This window comes from Bacillus sp. B25(2016b), assembly GCF_001679765.1.
GTDB classification, from domain to species: domain Bacteria; phylum Bacillota; class Bacilli; order Bacillales; family Bacillaceae_G; genus Bacillus_A; species Bacillus_A thuringiensis_K.
This window is the reverse complement of the sequence record NZ_CP016285.1, coordinates 242,296-260,468: the sequence shown is the minus strand read 5'-3', so window position 1 is coordinate 260,468 and position 18,173 is coordinate 242,296. Positions and strand designations below refer to the sequence as shown.

Below are 18,173 nucleotides of genomic sequence, written 5' to 3'. Positions count from 1 at the left end.
CTACTCTCCTTTTACTGCTTTAACTGTTTTTAACGCCGATTTTATATCATCATAAATAATATTTCCAACAACTACTGTATCAGCATATTGTGCCATTTCTTTCGCCTGTTCTGCATTAGAAATACCACCGCCATAGTATAACTTAGCTTGTTTCAATTCTGCTTTTACATTTTTAACAAGTTCAACATCTCCATACGTACCGCTATATTCTAAATAAAATATCGGTAAATGTAATAACTTGTCTGCTAAACGAGCATATGCAATAACGTCATCTTCTGTTAAATCACATTTCGCTTCTGTAAGCTGGGCTACTTTCGCTTCTGGATTTAAAACACAATACCCTTCCATAAAAATTTCGTCCCAGTCCATAATATCCCCAAATTCTTTCAATGCCTCATGATGAACACCTGTTATCCATTCTACTTTTCGGCTATTTAAAACACTTGGGATGTAATAAAAATCAAATCCTGGTGTAATTGCTTCTACATCAGAAACCTCTAATACACAAGGAACTGCATATCTACGAATGCTAACTAGCATGTGTAATACGTTATCAATTGTAACTCCATCACTTCCGCCTACAATAACCGCATCAGTTCCAGACTCACAAATCATTTCTAAATGTTCATCGCTTAACTCCTTATTTGGATCAAGCTTAAATACATGTTTCCATCCGGAAATATCGTACATGAAAACACCCTTTCTTTTCTCTAGTTATATATATTTCTGTTCAAAATAACAGTTTATTTTCATCATTATTGTTTTAACTTCATCTTAAATATTTGTTTAAAACGGAGAATTAAGTTTGGAATTACCTCTTCCATATTTTTTAAACTAGAGGATTTAATTTTGAAGTTCCTTTTATGCATTCTTTCATTATAACAAAAAAAGTTACTTACACACACGCACATTCCAACATCTTTTTCCACGTCAAATGTTGGATTACATATCCCAAAAATCAAACGGGATACTAATAAAAGAAATAGTATTATCTATTTCAATTTTCATAAAAAGGAGTGTTTTTCTAATGAAGCAAAATATCGGGACAATAAACGCTCTAATTCGAATTACACTTGGGCTTGTCCTCTTCGGATGTAGTGCAACTAAACTTGTACGCAAGCCGTGGTGCACTTGGTCTAACATTTTTCTATGGATTGGTGCAATGAAAGTTGCAGAAGGAATTGTTCGTTTCTGCCCTGTTGTTGAAATGTGGAAATTCGGAAAATACATGAATATGGGGGCATTTAAAATGCCTAGCATGAATTTTGCTAAAAAAGGACATGCTAAAGAAGAAGTGAATCAAACTTCCACTCATGACAAGCCAGAGTCAAAAGGAAGTTATGACGCTTCTGACAAAGAGATTGAGTCAGCGATTGAAGATATAATCCTGGCAAAACCGCTTTGAATCATTTGTCACGATGCAAGATGCTCTCAAAGGGACTTAGCTGCTGCAGTGGGCGGTTAAGTCTTCTTTATTTTATCATAAAACAGAACGTATATTCTCTTTTTCAACCTTAAAATGTATATAAAAGATATCAATCAATAAAATTCAGAAAATTAGATACATACCTCTTGCTTAAAATGATATAAAAGTGATATCATTTTTATATCAGGAGGCGATCATATGAAAGAAAAACAAGTATTTTATGTAAATGGTTTTCTCGGTATTATTGGAATTTTGATTTTAGCTGCTATCGGTGTATTTTTCCTTGCACAAGAAATTTTCATAGGAGCGGCACTAACTATTATATTAGCCGCAGTTCTCGCTACAGGTATCGGTATTGTTCAACCGAATCAAGCGAAGGTTATTACGTTCTTCGGTAATTATTTAGGAACAATTCGTCAAAACGGTTTATTTTTAACGATTCCGTTCGCATTCCGTCAAACTGTATCTTTACGTGTTGAAAACTTTAACAGTAAAAAATTAAAAGTAAATGACGTTGATGGAAATCCAATTGAAATTGCAGCTGTTATCGTATATAAAGTTGTTGATTCTGCAAAAGCGATGTTTGGTGTTGAACATTATGATCGATTTGTAGAAATTCAAAGCGAAACGGCAATCCGCCATGTTGCAACAAAATATCCTTATGACAATTTCCAAGATGAAACCTGCGTTACGTTACGCGGAAATACTGAAGAAATCTCTGAAGAATTAAAACGTGAGTTAGAAGCACGTCTTGAAATTGCTGGTGTAGAAGTATTAGAAACTCGTTTAACGCACTTAGCTTACGCAACAGAAATTGCCCATGCAATGCTACAACGCCAGCAAGCAAAAGCAGTATTAGCTGCTAGAAAAGAAATTGTTGAAGGCGCTGTGAAGATGGCAAAAGATTCCATCCATATGTTAGATGAAGAAGGCGTACTAGAACTCGATGACGAGCGTAAAGCAAATATGGTAAACAACTTATTAGTTGCCATCGTTTCAGATAAAGGTGCGCAGCCAGTTATTAATACAGGAAGCCTATACTAAGGACTATAAGTAATTATGGCTAAAAAGAAAAGCTTTCCATTACGTATTGATCCTGAATTACACGCAGTCATCGAAAAATGGGCAAATGATGAATTTCGTAGCGTCAATGCACACATCGAGTATTTACTTCGAGAAATGGCAAAGCAAAAAGGGAAATTAAAAAAAGATAAAGATGCATAAAAATCCCGCTGATTCCTCAGCGGGATTTTTACATATTAACTTTTCGTCATCTCATGCCCAATTGCACGATATCCTATATCACTTCGATAAAATAGACCATCACTCTCAATTTTACCGATTTCTTTATATACTTTATCTTTTGCTTCTTGTAAACTATTTGCCTTACAAGCAACAAATAATACACGGCCACCGTTCGTTACAAAGTCCCCATGTTTCATTGCTGTACCTGCATGGAAAACAATCACATCTTGCAGTGCATCTAGTCCGCTAATAATATCACCTTTTTTATATGCTTCTGGATATCCTTTAGAAGCAAGTACAACACCGATTACCGCTTCTTCTGACCATTGTAACGTTAGTTCACTTTCATCTAATACAGCGTTACATACATCAACTAAATCGTTTTCTAATCGAGGTAATACAACTTCTGTTTCAGGATCACCGAAGCGTGCATTAAATTCAATTACCTTCGGACCATCATTTGTTAAAATAAGACCTGCGTATAAAATACCTGTAAACGAACGGTTTTCTTCAATCATCGCCTTAGCAGTTGGATGCAATACGGTTTGAATCGCTTCTTGAACTGCTGATTCTGGAATTTGTGGTACTGGAGAATATGCACCCATTCCGCCCGTATTTGGACCTTTATCACCATCAAAAGCTCTTTTATGATCTTGGGCGATTACCATTGGATGTACAGTTGTTCCATTCACGAATGCCATTAATGAAAATTCTTGTCCATCTAAAAACTCTTCAATAACGACCTTCTTACTTGCCGCGCCGAATTTCACATCTTGTAGCATTTCTTTCACAGCTTGTAATGCCTCTTCAAGCGTCATTGCTACCGTTACCCCTTTACCCGCAGCTAGGCCGTCAGCTTTAATAACGATTGGTGCACCAACTTTTTGAATGTACTGTACTGCTTCTTCATAATCTGTAAAAGTTTCGTACGCCGCAGTTGGAATATCATACTTTTTCATAAGCTCTTTTGTAAAAGCTTTACTACCTTCAATAACAGCAGCCGCTTTATTCGGACCAAATACACGAAGTCCCTCTTCTTTAAAACGATCAACAATTCCATTCATAAGCGGAATTTCTGGTCCAACGAAAGTTAACTCGACATAATTCTCTTTTGCAAATAAAACTAATGCATCAAAATCATTTTCATCAATGTCAACTGGTGTTGCAACATCTCGCATACCTTCATTACCTGGTGCTACATATACCTTTTCTACTTTTTCAGATTGTGCAAACTTCCAAGCTAAAGCATGCTCACGCCCACCGCGGCCAATTACTAAAACATTCATATTTCATCCCCCAATAATTAAATAAGTACAAACTAGAAGCTATGCTCCTAGTTTGCTTTTTCATATCAATAAAAGGTTATCTCAATCGGATTTTTAAACATCCATATCAATAGAAGTTTAAAAGGGAGGATTAAGAGCACCGAGCAGGTCGAGGCGCATTTGCCAGGAGGACACGGGGTGTAGCTTTCCTACATGAGTACCGCACTGGCATTGCAACGACGACATGCGAAGGTTATCTTGACCGGACTTTTTAAACATCCATATCAATAGAAGTTTAAAAAGGAGGATTAAGAGCACCGAGCAGGTCGAGGCGCATTTGCCAGGAGGACACGGAGTGTAGCTTTCCTACATGAGTACCGCACTGGCATTGCAACGACGACATGCGAAGGTTATCTTAACCGGACTTTTTAAACATCCTCTATTAGTGTTTGAAATGACGTACGCCAGTGAACACCATAGCAATCCCATACGTATCTGCCACTTTAATAGAATCTTCATCACGGATTGATCCACCCGGTTGAATGATTGCTGTAATTCCTGCTTTTGCTGCTTCTTCTAATGTATCTGGCATTGGGAAGAAAGCATCAGATGCAAGCGCGCTACCTTGTGCTTTTTCACCAGCTTGTGTAATTGCGATTTTTGCAGAACCTACACGGTTCATCTGTCCCGCACCGACACCAATCGTCATGTCATCTTTCGCTAAAACAATTGCGTTTGATTTCACATGTTTTACAACTTTCCAAGCTAGTTTTAAATCTTTCCATTCTTGCTCTGAAGGTTCACGTTTCGTTGGAATTGAAATTGTACTTTCATCTAATGATAACGTATCTTCCTCTTGAACTAGAAGTCCACCTTGTACAGAAGTTAGTTTTTTGCTTGCACTTGTCGCTTTTTCAATATTTATAGTTAATAAACGTAAGTTCTTCTTACTTTGCAACACTTCTAAAGCTTCTTGCGAGAACGAAGGTGCGATAACAATTTCTAAGAAAATTTCATGTAACTTTTCTGCTGTAGCTTTATCAATTTCACGATTTGCTGCAATAATACCGCCGAAGATTGATACCGGATCTGCTTCATAAGCACGAGTATATGCTGCGTGAATATCAGTTCCTACTCCAACACCACATGGATTCATATGTTTTACTGCTACTACTGCTGGTTCTGTAAATTCTTTTACGATGCTAAGCGCTGCGTCTGCATCATTAATATTGTTATACGATAATTCCTTACCGTGTAATTGTTCTGCGTATGCAACAGAAGAAGTTGCTGCGAATGGCGCTTTATAGAAAGTTGCTTTTTGATGTGGGTTCTCGCCATAACGTAAGTCTTGCTTTTTCTCAAATGTCACAGTTAATGTTTCTGGACTTTCTTCACCCATTTGCTCTGTTAAGTAGTTAGAAATTAACGCATCATACGCTGCTGTATGACGGAATACTTTCGCTGCTAATTTACGTTTCGTTTCTTCTTTTACTTCACCGTCTTCTTTCAGTTCTGCTAATACAACATCGTAATCTACTGGATCTACAATTACCGATACAAATTTATGATTTTTCGCAGCAGAGCGAATCATTGTCGGGCCACCGATATCAATATTTTCAATTGCATCAGCAAATGTTACATCAGGCTTAGCGATTGTTTCTTTAAATGGGTATAAGTTAACAACAACAAAGTCAATTGGCTCTATACCTAACTCATTCATTTGTGTTACATGTGTTTCATTATCACGAACTGCTAATAGACCACCATGAATATTTGGATGTAATGTTTTCACACGGCCATCCATAATTTCAGGGAAACCAGTTACTTCAGAAATACCAATTACTTGTAAACCGTTTTCTTCTAGTAACTTTTTCGTACCACCTGTTGAAATAACTTCAATCCCTTGTTCTAGTAACCCTTTAACAAATTCTACTACTCCTGTTTTATCTGAAACACTTACTAATGCACGCTTTTTCATTTATCCTTCACCCCTGGTTGTATGTTAGTTAACAGTTGACTCTTTCACAGACTGAACAATTTGATTCACTGTATTTACGTATAATTTATGTTCAACTTGTTGAATTTTCTTTTGTAAGCTTTCTCTCGTATCCCCTTCAGAAACAACCACTGCTTCTTGCGCAATAATTGGCCCTGTATCCATACCTGCATCTACATAATGAATTGTTACTCCAGTTACTTTCACACCTGCTTCTAACGCTTGACCGACAGCATCTTTACCCGGAAAGCTCGGTAGTAATGATGGATGAATATTAATAATCTTCCCGCCGTATGCTTCTAGTAACGTCGGCCCGATTAAACGCATATATCCAGCTAAAATAACATAATCAATTTCATATTCTTCTAGCTTCTTTAATATCTCTTTTTCAAACACTTCTTTTGACTCATATGCTTTCGCTGAAAAAGCAAAACACGGAATATGATGATAATTTGCCCGTCCAACAGCGCGTGCTTCTGGTTTATCACATACTAATAAACTAATTTCTGCATCCAATCTTTTTTCTTCTACCGCATTAACGAGAGATTGAAAGTTAGATCCACTTCCAGAAGCAAAAACTGCTAATCTACTCATAGTGCTGTGCCCCCATTAAAAGTAACGCCAGCTCCTTGTATAGTACGTCCAATAATACGAGCCATTTCTCCTTGCTCTTCAAGAAGACGAACAACATCTTTTGCATCTTCTTCCTTCACTGCTACTACCATACCAATACCCATGTTAAAAATATTGAACATTTCTTTCTCTTCCAGTTTTCCAACTTCTTGAAGCAAACTAAAGATCGGCTGAATTTCCCAAGATCCTAGTTCAATCTCAGCACCGATTCCTTCTGGCAACATGCGTGGAATATTTTCAATAAATCCGCCACCTGTAATATGCGCCATACCGTATACTTCATGTTTCTTCAATAGTTCTAAAATAGGTTTGACATAAATTTTCGTTGGTTTTAATAATTCTTCACCAAGAGGTAGTTCTAAGCGGCTATAAATACGCTCTAAAGATAGTTCTCCATCTTCTAGTAACACTTTTCGTACTAAAGAGTAACCATTGCTATGAATACCGCTAGATGCTAAGCCAATTAGCACGTGACCAGCTTCAATCTTTTCACCTGTTACAATTTTCTTTTTATCAACAATCCCAACTGTAAAACCAGCTAAATCATATTCTTCCGTAGAATACATTCCTGGCATTTCAGCTGTTTCTCCACCGATTAATGCACAACCAGCTTGGCGACAGCCCTCTGATATACCTTTGACGATGTTTTCAATTTTACTAGGTTCAGCTTTACCACAAGCAATATAATCAAGGAAGAAAAGCGGCTCTGCTCCTTGGACAACAATATCATTTACACACATTGCTACTGCATCAATACCAATTGTGTCATGTTTATCTGCCATAAAAGCGAGCATCAATTTCGTTCCCACGCCATCTGTTCCAGATACTAATACAGGTTCTTCTAATGCAAATTTTGATAGATCAAACATACCTCCAAAACCGCCTAAACCGCCTAGTACTTCTTTTCTCATAGTTGTTTGTACGTGTTTTTTCATGCGAGATACCGCTTCATATCCAGCTTCAATATCTACTCCTGCTTGCTTATATGCATTCGCCATCGTTATTTACACCTCGTCTTTTAATTTCTTCCCATCCAGGGCGGGCTATTTTAAGAAAGGAGCTAGCTTCTACATCAAAAGAAGTAGAAGCTTTTCTCACTTTTCTTATTTCATACTTTCTAAAAGCTCTTGCTCATAATCATAAAGAGCTGTTGGATAGTCCCCATTAAAGTAAGCCATGCATAGGCCGCCATATTTCCCTTCATATGGACGTCCAATTGCATCTACTAATCCATCTTCACTTAAAAATGTTAAAGAATCTGCTCCGATTATTTCACGGATTTCTTCTACTGTATGATTTGCTGCAATTAATTCTTTTCTCGTTTGAATATCAATGCCATAGAAACATGGATATTTCAGAGGTGGTGAAGCAATTCTTACGTGAACTTCTGTCGCTCCAGCCTCACGAAGCATACGAACAATTCGTTTACTTGTCGTTCCTCTTACGATAGAGTCATCAATCATAACAACTCGTTTCCCTTCAACTACACCTCTTACTGCGGAAAGCTTCATCTTAACCCCTTGCTCGCGCAGTTCTTGAGAAGGTTGGATAAACGTACGTCCAACGTAACGATTTTTAATTAATCCTAACTCATATGGAATACCTGTCGCCTCCGCATAGCCAATCGCAGCTGAAATACTAGAGTCTGGTACACCAGTAACAACATCTGCTTCAATAGGAGCTTCTGCCGCTAAACGTTTCCCCATATTCTTACGTGCTGCATGAACGTTAACGCCTGCAATATTAGAATCTGGTCGTGCAAAGTAAATATATTCCATACTACAAATTGCATGTTCTACATCGTTTGTGAAACGATCTACGTGAATTCCTTCATCATTAATGATAAGTAATTCACCCGGTTCTACATCACGAATGTATGTTGCACCTACTACATCAAAAGCACATGTTTCAGATGCTACAACGTAAGCATCCCCCATCTTTCCAATTGAAAGCGGACGGAACCCATTCGGATCTAATGCAACGATCATTTCATTTCCAGTTAGTAAAAGATACGCAAACGCACCTTTCACTTTATTTAAAGCCTCTTTTACACTTTCAATTAAAGAATCTTTCGTGCTACGTTTAATAAGATGTAAAAGTACTTCTGTATCTGAACTAGTTTGAAAAATACTGCCCTCTGCTTCTAATTCACGACGAAGCATTTTTGCGTTAATTAAATTTCCGTTATGAGCTAATGCCATACTATGATCGGAAAAACGGAACAACAATGGTTGAACGTTAGCAACTTCACTTCCACCAGCTGTTGCATATCGTACATGTCCGATTGCTGATTTTCCATTTAATCCTTCTAGCTCACCTCTTGAAAACACTTCTGATATTAAACCTAACCCCTTGTGACCGACGATTTTTTCCCCATTATTTACGACAATGCCTGCGCCTTCTTGCCCACGGTGCTGTAAACTGTGCAATCCGTAGTATGAAACTTGTGCTGCATTTTCATGCCCCCAAATTCCGAAAACACCACATTCTTCGTTTAACCCCTTTATTTCAGCAAGCATGGGATTGCCCCTTTCCAAGCCTTTCTCATTTCATCTACATTTGCTGTAAGTAATACTTCATTTTCTTCATTATGAATTGTTACTTCATTTGTACTTGTTACTTCTCCAACTTGGATTGCTTCTACTGCTTTCTCAAACGCCTCTTTATTTTCACGTTTTACAGTTATCACAAAGCGAGACTGTGATTCAGCGAATAATGCTGCTGTTGCTTCTCCATCTAATTTCACAGTAGCACCTAAGCCTTTAGCACCAATTGCACTTTCTGAAATCGCAACTGCTAAACCACCTTCAGCAACATCATGTGCAGATTGAACAAGACCAGCTTGAATTGCTTCTAATACTTGTTTTTGGCGTCTTAATTCTACATCTAAATCGATACTTGGTGATTGACCGAAAATTTTGCCGTGAATCATTTTCTGTAATTCACTTCCGCCAAACTCAGCTTTCGTCTCACCAATTACATACACTAAATCACCAGCTTGCTTAAACTCTTGTGTTGTTACATGTTTTAAGTCATGCACAAGTCCGACCATCCCAACTGTCGGTGTTGGATATACAGCTTCACCACTACGCTCGTTATACATCGATACGTTTCCGCCGATAACTGGTGTTTGTAATGTGCGACAAGCTTCACTCATACCGTCTACTGATTTCTCAATCTGCCAGAAGATTTCTGGTTTTTCTGGGTTACCGAAGTTTAAGCAATCTGTAATTGCAAGTGGCTCTCCGCCAGAACATACGATATTACGCGCTGCCTCTGCTACTGCAATTTTACCGCCCATCTCTGGGTCTAGATAAATGTAGCGAGAGTTACAATCTGTCGTCATTGCTAATCCTTTTTCTGTACCGCGTACACGTACAACTGCAGCATCTGAACCTGGCGTAACAACTGTGCTTGTGCGAACTTGGTAATCGTATTGATCGTATACCCACTCTTTACTTGCAATGGTTGGTTGCTGTAATAGAGCAAATAACGTTTCTTTATAATTTTCTACTTTTGGCGTTTCCATTTTCATTGCTTGGAATTCAGTAAAGTATGCTGCTTCTTTTGATGGCTTATGATAAATTGGTGCTTCTTCTGCTAAAGCATCTGCTGGAACTTCAGCTACCTTTTCACCTTTATGGAATAAACGAAGCATTTTATCTTCTGTTACTTTCCCCATCGTAACCGCTGCAAGACCATACTTCTCAAATAAATCTACTATTTCTTGTTCTCTACCTTTTTTCACAACAATTAACATACGCTCTTGTGATTCAGATAGCATCATTTCATATGGTGTCATTCCTGTTTCACGCTGTGGTACATCATCTAAGTACATTTCAATACCCATTCCTGCTTTACTTGCCATTTCTGCAGATGATGATGTTAAACCAGCCGCACCCATATCTTGAATTCCAACAAGTGCATCGGATTGAATTAATTCTAAACACGCTTCAATAAGAAGTTTTTCCATAAATGGATCCCCTACTTGAACCGCTGGACGTTTCGCTTCTGAGCTTTCAGATAGTTCTTCCGACGCGAATGTTGCACCGTGAATACCGTCACGACCAGTTGATGCTCCTACGTACATTACTGTGTTACCAGCACCGTGCGCTTGCCCTTTTTTAATGTCTTCGTGGTTAATCAAACCTACGCACATTGCATTTACAAGTGGATTTCCTTCATAACATGGATCAAATTGTACTTCGCCGCCAACAGTCGGAATACCGATGCAGTTACCGTATCCTGCAATTCCTGCTACTACTTCTTCGAATAAATATTTCACACGTGGTGACTGTAATTCACCGAAACGAAGTGAGTTTAATAGAGCTACCGGACGTGCTCCCATAGAGAATACGTCACGAATAATACCACCAACACCTGTTGCAGCTCCTTGATATGGTTCAATAGCTGAAGGATGGTTATGACTTTCCATTTTAAATACAACTGCTTGATTATCACCGATATCTACAATTCCAGCACCTTCTCCAGGTCCTTGCAGAACGCGCTCACCTGTAGTTGGAAACTTACGAAGAACTGGTTTCGAATTTTTATAACTACAATGTTCAGACCACATTACAGAGAATAACCCTGTTTCTGTATAATTTGGCAGACGACCTAAAATCTTTTCAACCATGGCAAACTCTTCGTCTGTTAGCCCCATTTCCGCATATATACGCTCTTCTTTAATTTGTGTTGGATTTGGTTCAAGCATTAACGACATATGTTTCCCTCCACTGTTTTAAGATAGATTGAAAGACTTTTAACCCTTCAGCACCGCCAAGTAATTCATCTACAGCACGCTCTGGGTGTGGCATCATACCAAGTACATTTCCTTTTTCATTTACAATACCAGCAATATCTGAAACGCTACCGTTAGGGTTTTCTACGTAACGGAATGCGATTTGATTGTTCTCTTCTAATTGTTTAAGCGTCGCTTCATCACAATAGTAATTCCCCTCACCATGCGCGATTGGAATATTAATTACTTCATCTTTTCCATATTGTGATGTAAACATCGTTTCATTATTTTCAACACGCAACTGAACAGTGCGACACATAAATTTTAAGTTTTCGTTTCTCATTAATGCTCCTGGTAGTAATCCTGATTCAACAAGAATCTGGAATCCATTACATACACCTAAAATCGGCTTTCCTTGCTCAGCAGCTTTTTGCACTGCTTTCATTGCATTAGCAAAGCGAGAGATAGCACCGCAGCGTAAGTAGTCACCATAAGAAAATCCACCTGGTAGTAGAATTGCATCATATTCATCTAAATTCTCTGTATCGTGCCAAACGTAATCTACTTCTTCGCCAAGCTCATCTTTAATTGCATGGAACATATCGACATCACAGTTCGAACCCGGAAATACTATTACGGCAAATTTCACTGTGCGACAACCTCCTCAACTTCATAACGGAAGTCTTCCATTACAACGTTCGCTAATAGTTTTTCACACATTTCTTTTACCTTGCTATCTAAATCAGATACAGATTTATCAATTGTTAGTTCCATGTACTTTCCGATTCGAACGTCTTGTACTTCTGTGAATGAAAGACTATGAAGTGCTCCTTTTACTGCTGTTCCTTGTGGATCTAATACGCTTTCTCTTAATGTTACATATACCTTAACTTTATACATGTGAAATTCCCCCTAAACGTTTTAAAATCTCTTCATAAGCATCTGTTAAATTTCCAAGATCGCGACGGAATACGTCTTTATCAAACTTTTCATTGCTCGTTTCATCCCATAAACGGCAAGTATCTGGTGAAATTTCATCCGCTAAAATGATTTCTCCTTCTTCCGTTACACCAAACTCTAATTTGAAATCTACTAATCTTACACGACAGCTTGCGAAATGATCAATCAACACTTGATTGATTTGTAGAGCCATATCTCGTAATACACTTACTTGCTCTGGTGATGCAACGTTTAATACACGAATATGATCTTCCGTTACAAGCGGATCTCCTAAATCATCATCTTTGAAGTAAAATTCTACGATTGGTTCTGCAAGTGCAGTTCCCTCTTCCATTCCTAATCGTTTTGAAAGACTTCCTGCCATTACATTTCTTGTGACAACTTCTAAAGGAATAATACTCACTTTTTTAACAAGTTGTTCTGTTTCAGATAACTTCTCAACAAAATGTGTTTTAATTCCCACTTCTTGTAACTTTCTGAACAATAAAGTTGTAATTTCATTGTTCAAACGACCTTTTCCTGTAATCGTCTCTTTTTTCTCCCCATTGAAAGCAGTCGCACTATCTTTGTACTCTACCCAAACCATATCTGCTGATTCTGTACGATAAATTCTTTTTGCCTTACCTTCATACAGCAATTCTAGCTTTTGCATTTCGCAAGCCCCCTGTAGTTTGAAAAATGTGAATAATGTTTTTATAAAGAATGGCACAGAATGACTCTATTCTGTGCCATATGAAATTTTACGCTTCGTTTAATCCTAAGCGTTCAAAGATTGTATCAACGTGTTGCATATGATGCTCATAGTTGAAGCATTCATTAATTTCTTCCTGTGTTAACTTGCTTGTAATACGCTCATCAGCTTCTACAAGCTCTTTAAATTGTACTTGTGTTTCCCAAGCTTCCATCGCTTTAGGCTGTACGATATCATAAGCTTCTTCACGTACCATACCTTTGTCGATTAGTGTAAGCATTACGCGCTGAGAATAAATTAAGCCGTATGTTCTTGTCATATTGCGTTTCATATTCTCTGGGTATACAGTTAAGTTTTTAACGATATTACCAAAGCGATTTAACATGTAATTTAATGCGATTGTAGCATCTGGTAAAATTACGCGTTCTGCCGAAGAGTGAGAAATGTCACGCTCATGCCATAATGGAACATTTTCGTAAGCTGTCATCATATAACCGCGGATAACACGAGCTAAACCAGTCATATTTTCAGATCCAATTGGATTACGCTTATGTGGCATTGCAGAAGAACCTTTTTGACCTTTTGCGAAAGCTTCTTCAACTTCACGTGTTTCACTCTTTTGTAAACCACGAATCTCAACTGCCATCTTTTCGATAGATGTTGCGATTAATGCAAGTGTTGACATGTAATGAGCATGACGATCACGTTGCAATGTTTGTGTTGAAATTGGTGCTGCTTCTAATCCTAAGTTTTCACAAACATACTTTTCTACGAATGGATCGATATTTGCGTATGTACCAACCGCACCAGATAATTTACCAACACGAACTGTATCAGCAGCTTGTTTGAAACGCTCTACGTTACGTTTCATCTCTTCATACCAAAGACCAAGTTTTAAACCAAATGTCGTTGGTTCTGCATGAACACCGTGTGTTCTTCCCATCATGATTGTGTATTTATGCTCTTTCGCTTTGTTAGCTAAAATGCTTACAAAGTTCTCTAAGTCTTTTAATATAATTTCATTCGCTTGTTTTAAGATGTAAGATAATGCTGTATCTACTACATCTGTAGATGTTAAACCGTAATGAACCCATTTACGTTCTTCGCCTAATGCTGGCGTTTCTGATACAGCACGAGTGAATGCAACTACGTCATGACGTGTTTCTTTTTCAATTTCATAAATACGATCAATATCAAATGATGCATGTTCACGAATTTTTTTAACATCTTCTTTTGGAATATCGCCAAGCTCAGCCCATGCTTCACAAGCTAAAATCTCAACTTCTAACCACGCTTTAAATTTGTTCTCTTCCGTCCAAATCGCACCCATTTCAGGGCGTGTATAACGACTAATCATCTTTTTCCCTCCAACAGTTGTTCTTGATGGTCCCAAATATGCAAACTCTTCGCTTTTTCTAGAGCGACTTCAATATTATCATTTAAAATATTAACATGCCCCATTTTTCGCTGTGCTTTTGCTTCTTCTTTTCCATACAAGTGTAAATAGCACCCGGTTAATCTATTCACTTGTCTTAGGACCCCTTCTATATGTTCGCCTAAAATGTTTACCATGACAACTGGTTTTAACAAATTTGTTTCTCCTAGAGGTAAATTACAGATTGCTCGAATATGTTGACCAAATTGACTCGTTTCACATGCATCCTGTGTATAGTGTCCTGAATTGTGAGGTCTTGGCGCTAATTCATTAATATAAATCTCACCATTATCTGTAGCAAACATCTCTACAGCTAGTGTTCCCACAAGTTCTAATTCATCCGCAAGTACCTTTGCATAAGCAATTGTTTTTTGAGAAAGCTCTTCTGTAATGCGAGCTGGAACGATAGATTCATGTAAAATGTTATTTACATGAATATTTTCTGCTACTGGAAACACTTTTGTTTCACCACTTACACTACGAATCACAATAACTGATACTTCTTTTTCAAAAGGCACCCATTTCTCTAAAATACATTCTGCTTTATCCACAAGATTTCTTGCTGCCTCAACATCAGCTTCACTTCTTAAAACAACTTGCCCTTTCCCATCATATCCACCTGTCGTCGTTTTTAAGACGGAAGGGAATGATAACTCAGCAATTGCCTCTGTAAGCTGATCTTGATTTTGAACTAATCTATACGTTGCTACTGGTAACCCAGCCTTCTCAATCGCATTCTTTTCTGTAAAACGATTTTGCGTTGTATTTAACAACTGACTACCTTGTGGTAAGTACGCATGTTTTTCAAGCCATTGTAAACATCTATAATCAATATTCTCAAATTCATATGTGACAACATCACTTATCTCTGCTAAATGCTGAATTGCTTTTAAATCGTCATATGATGCAACAATTTCAATATCAGCAACTTGTGCACATGGTGAGTTTTTTGTAGGATCTAAAACAGCAATTTTATATCCCATCTCCTTAGCTGCCAATGCCATCATTCTTCCTAGCTGGCCGCCTCCAATAATACCGATTGTTTTTCCAGGTAAAATGATTCTCGTCATACTAGCTCACTACCTTCGCGCACATCTTTTTCAATTGCTTCTCTTCTCAATTCTAATGCATCATGTATGTCATCATGGAATGATCCAATTATTTGTGCAGCAAGTAAACCAGCATTCGTTGAACCAGCCTTACCAATTGCAACAGTTGCAACTGGAACTCCTCCTGGCATTTGGACAATGGATAATAATGAATCTAAGCCGTTTAACGCTTTTGATTGAACTGGAACTCCGATTACAGGAAGATTCGTCTTCGCTGCAACCATTCCTGGTAAATGTGCTGCTCCACCAGCTCCAGCAATAATAACTTTCAATCCACGTTCACGAGCCGTCTCTGCATATTCAAACATATAATCCGGAGTCCGATGAGCGGATACAACCTTTTTCTCATACGGTATATTTAATTCATCTAAAATGTCACAAGCATATTTCATTGTTTCCCAGTCTGACGTGCTTCCCATTATGACTCCAACTAGTGATTTCATATTAGAATCCCCCCGATTCAAATAAAAAAAGCCTGAAATAGAACAGTTTCTCTTTTACTATGAGAGAAAGCGCTCTACTCAGGCATACGTATCCCTTGTGAATAGAAAAATACCGAGTGACTTTCCCTCATAGTCTAACGAATAACGGTCGTTAGGTAGAGACTTGCAGGCCATATCCCCGCGATTATATGAGGTCTTATATATTATTCTTTCTATGGCTATATTAACAATATTTCATAAACAATGTCAACAAATAATCGAATGTTTTTTTATTACTAATCAATAACGTTCGTGTTTTAGTTATATTCAAAAGAATAATTGTAACTATATGCAAGAAGGATAAGAAATTAGAATATATATTTCTAGAGATCTATCATACACAAAACGGTTTGTGTACAAATTCCATATGCTTTAATATAAAGCATATCGTTTATATTCCTTTGTATCGCAACCATTACTATAATGATCGAATACTTGTTTATATCATCCCGCTTTTTTCACTCTCATTATTTAAAATATATACTTGTAGTAGAAATAACAGTTCCTATTATAAGGATTGTTTGGGAGCACTTAGAAAACCTGACAAGCAAAAAATCATTCCTATTACTCTCAATACCCTCATTTTCATTCTTTTTCCTCATTAAGATTTGGTATATAAAAATAAACACAAAAAAACCTAAGTCGAAACGACTTAGGTTTTTGCTTGGCGACGTCCTACTCTCACAGGGACAAGGTCCCAACTACCATCGGCGCTAGAGAGCTTAACTTCCGTGTTCGGTATGGGAACGGGTGTGACCTCTCTGCCATCATCACCAAACTATTGAAGGCATATTCCTTCAAAACTAGATAACATTGCTACATATTATATGGTTAAGTCCTCGATCTATTAGTATTCGTCAGCTCCACATGTCACCATGCTTCCACCTCGAACCTATCAACCTGATCATCTTTCAGGGATCTTACTAGCTTACGCTATGGGAAATCTCATCTTGAGGGGGGCTTCATGCTTAGATGCTTTCAGCACTTATCCCTTCCGCACATAGCTACCCAGCTATGCCCTTGGCAGAACAACTGGTACACCAGCGGTGCGTCCATCCCGGTCCTCTCGTACTAAGGACAGCTCCTCTCAAATTTCCTACGCCCACGACGGATAGGGACCGAACTGTCTCACGACGTTCTGAACCCAGCTCGCGTACCGCTTTAATGGGCGAACAGCCCAACCCTTGGGACCGACTACAGCCCCAGGATGCGATGAGCCGACATCGAGGTGCCAAACCTCCCCGTCGATGTGGACTCTTGGGGGAGATAAGCCTGTTATCCCCGGGGTAGCTTTTATCCGTTGAGCGATGGCCCTTCCATGCGGAACCACCGGATCACTAAGCCCGACTTTCGTCCCTGCTCGACTTGTAGGTCTCGCAGTCAAGCTCCCTTATGCCTTTGCACTCTACGAATGATTTCCAACCATTCTGAGGGAACCTTTGGGCGCCTCCGTTACACTTTAGGAGGCGACCGCCCCAGTCAAACTGCCCACCTGACACTGTCTCCCGGGTCGATAAGACCCGTAGGTTAGAATTTCAATACAGTCAGGGCGGTATCCCACCAGCGCCTCCACCGAAGCTAGCGCTCCGGTTTCAATGGCTCCCGCCTATCCTGTACAAACTGTACCAAAATTCAATATCAGGCTACAGTAAAGCTCCACGGGGTCTTTCCGTCCTGTCGCGGGTAACCTGCATCTTCACAGGTACTATAATTTCACCGAGTCTCTGGTTGAGACAGTGCCCAAATCGTTACACCTTTCGTGCGGGTCGGAACTTACCCGACAAGGAATTTCGCTACCTTAGGACCGTTATAGTTACGGCCGCCGTTTACTGGGGCTTCAGTTCAGAGCTTCGCTTACGCTAACCCCTCTCCTTAACCTTCCAGCACCGGGCAGGTGTCACCCCCTATACTTCGCCTTACGGCTTCGCAGAGAGCTGTGTTTTTGCTAAACAGTCGCTTGGGCCTATTCACTGCGGCTTTCCGTTAAGAAAGCACCCCTTCTCCCGAAGTTACGGGGTCATTTTGCCGAGTTCCTTAACCAGAGTTCTCTCGCACACCTTAGGATTCTCTCCTCGCCTACCTGTGTCGGTTTGCGGTACAGGCACCTTTTATCTCGCTAGAAGCTTTTCTTGGCAGCGGGGAATCAAAGACTTCGCTCCATAAGGAGCTTCCCCATCACAGCTCAGCCTT

The 18,173-nt window shown here is 38.9% G+C and carries 16 protein-coding genes, 1 rRNA gene, 1 riboswitch and 2 other annotated features (1 of these 20 running past the window's edge); of the genes, 3 read left to right on the top strand and 14 right to left on the bottom strand.

The window, feature by feature from the left end; all coding sequences use genetic code 11:
• Positions 1–690 (bottom strand): heptaprenylglyceryl phosphate synthase, encoded by a 690-nt coding sequence (gene pcrB, locus BAQ53_RS01505; RefSeq protein ID WP_000272080.1) that lies wholly within the window; start codon positions 688–690, stop codon positions 1–3.
• Positions 691–1,027: 337 nt separating this feature from the next.
• Here pcrB and BAQ53_RS01500 point away from each other — a divergent pair, with 337 nt between their 5' ends.
• The 3 genes from BAQ53_RS01500 (at position 1,028) to BAQ53_RS01490 (ending at position 2,650) form a co-directional block, all read left to right on the top strand.
• Complete coding sequence (locus BAQ53_RS01500; protein WP_000812347.1) at positions 1,028–1,405, top strand: YgaP family membrane protein; 378 nt, start codon at positions 1,028–1,030, stop codon at positions 1,403–1,405.
• Positions 1,406–1,624: 219 nt separating this feature from the next.
• The gene (locus tag BAQ53_RS01495) at positions 1,625–2,470 is read left to right on the top strand and encodes an SPFH domain-containing protein (protein WP_000660669.1); all 846 of its coding nucleotides are present in this window, start codon (positions 1,625–1,627) and stop codon (positions 2,468–2,470) included.
• 15 nt (positions 2,471–2,485) lie between these two features.
• Positions 2,486–2,650: a type II toxin-antitoxin system antitoxin gene (locus BAQ53_RS01490; RefSeq protein ID WP_001085171.1), complete on the top strand. Its 165-nt coding sequence runs from the start codon at positions 2,486–2,488 to the stop codon at positions 2,648–2,650.
• Between the two features lie 35 nt (positions 2,651–2,685).
• Here the strand turns inward: BAQ53_RS01490 and purD are convergent, their stop codons facing one another.
• The 13 genes from purD to rrf all read right to left on the bottom strand — a co-directional run bounded on the left by purD (position 2,686) and on the right by rrf (position 16,761).
• Entirely contained in the window at positions 2,686–3,957 is a 1,272-nt protein-coding gene (gene purD / locus BAQ53_RS01485) for a phosphoribosylamine--glycine ligase (protein ID WP_001101982.1), read from the bottom strand.
• 421 nt (positions 3,958–4,378) lie between these two features.
• Positions 4,379–5,914 (bottom strand): bifunctional phosphoribosylaminoimidazolecarboxamide formyltransferase/IMP cyclohydrolase, encoded by a 1,536-nt coding sequence (purH, locus tag BAQ53_RS01480; protein ID WP_000745435.1) that lies wholly within the window; start codon positions 5,912–5,914, stop codon positions 4,379–4,381.
• A 24-nt stretch (positions 5,915–5,938) separates the two neighbouring features.
• The gene (purN, locus tag BAQ53_RS01475; RefSeq protein WP_000088593.1) at positions 5,939–6,526 is read right to left on the bottom strand and encodes a phosphoribosylglycinamide formyltransferase; all 588 of its coding nucleotides are present in this window, start codon (positions 6,524–6,526) and stop codon (positions 5,939–5,941) included.
• Positions 6,523–7,563, bottom strand: coding sequence for a phosphoribosylformylglycinamidine cyclo-ligase (purM, locus tag BAQ53_RS01470; RefSeq protein ID WP_001262444.1), 1,041 nt, complete (start codon positions 7,561–7,563; stop codon positions 6,523–6,525). The genes purN and purM overlap by 4 nt, the downstream gene beginning before the upstream one ends.
• Before the next feature lie 105 nt (positions 7,564–7,668).
• Positions 7,669–9,084, bottom strand: coding sequence for an amidophosphoribosyltransferase (gene purF / locus BAQ53_RS01465; protein ID WP_000879023.1), 1,416 nt, complete (start codon positions 9,082–9,084; stop codon positions 7,669–7,671).
• The gene (gene purL / locus BAQ53_RS01460) at positions 9,069–11,288 is read right to left on the bottom strand and encodes a phosphoribosylformylglycinamidine synthase II (protein ID WP_000055571.1); all 2,220 of its coding nucleotides are present in this window, start codon (positions 11,286–11,288) and stop codon (positions 9,069–9,071) included. The genes purF and purL overlap by 16 nt, the downstream gene beginning before the upstream one ends.
• Positions 11,272–11,955, bottom strand: coding sequence for a phosphoribosylformylglycinamidine synthase subunit PurQ (purQ, locus tag BAQ53_RS01455; RefSeq protein ID WP_000666787.1), 684 nt, complete (start codon positions 11,953–11,955; stop codon positions 11,272–11,274). Before purQ ends, purL begins: the two co-directional genes overlap by 17 nt.
• Positions 11,952–12,206 (bottom strand): phosphoribosylformylglycinamidine synthase subunit PurS, encoded by a 255-nt coding sequence (gene purS, locus BAQ53_RS01450; RefSeq protein WP_000278823.1) that lies wholly within the window; start codon positions 12,204–12,206, stop codon positions 11,952–11,954. Before purS ends, purQ begins: the two co-directional genes overlap by 4 nt.
• Positions 12,199–12,918 carry a phosphoribosylaminoimidazolesuccinocarboxamide synthase gene (gene purC, locus BAQ53_RS01445; protein ID WP_208906441.1) on the bottom strand — a complete coding sequence of 240 codons (720 nt, stop codon included), beginning with the start codon at positions 12,916–12,918 and terminating at the stop codon, positions 12,199–12,201. Before purC ends, purS begins: the two co-directional genes overlap by 8 nt.
• A gap of 88 nt (positions 12,919–13,006) precedes the next feature.
• The gene (purB, locus tag BAQ53_RS01440; RefSeq protein ID WP_000625682.1) at positions 13,007–14,314 is read right to left on the bottom strand and encodes an adenylosuccinate lyase; all 1,308 of its coding nucleotides are present in this window, start codon (positions 14,312–14,314) and stop codon (positions 13,007–13,009) included.
• A complete protein-coding gene (gene purK, locus BAQ53_RS01435; RefSeq protein ID WP_046944998.1) occupies positions 14,311–15,462 on the bottom strand; it encodes a 5-(carboxyamino)imidazole ribonucleotide synthase in 1,152 nt (383 codons plus the stop codon). Before purK ends, purB begins: the two co-directional genes overlap by 4 nt.
• Positions 15,459–15,944, bottom strand: coding sequence for a 5-(carboxyamino)imidazole ribonucleotide mutase (gene purE, locus BAQ53_RS01430; protein WP_000839366.1), 486 nt, complete (start codon positions 15,942–15,944; stop codon positions 15,459–15,461). Before purE ends, purK begins: the two co-directional genes overlap by 4 nt.
• A 110-nt stretch (positions 15,945–16,054) precedes the next feature.
• Positions 16,055–16,156, bottom strand: a riboswitch (purine riboswitch).
• A 489-nt stretch (positions 16,157–16,645) separates the two neighbouring features.
• Positions 16,646–16,761: ribosomal RNA gene (gene rrf, locus BAQ53_RS01425) — 5S ribosomal RNA — on the bottom strand.
• Positions 16,762–16,822: 61 nt separating this feature from the next.
• Positions 16,823–17,691, bottom strand: a sequence feature (23S ribosomal RNA rRNA prediction is too short).
• A 3-nt stretch (positions 17,692–17,694) separates the two neighbouring features.
• Positions 17,695–18,173: a sequence feature (mutual gap in cmsearch alignment for this rRNA model is longer than 100), on the bottom strand; it runs 227 nt beyond the window's last position.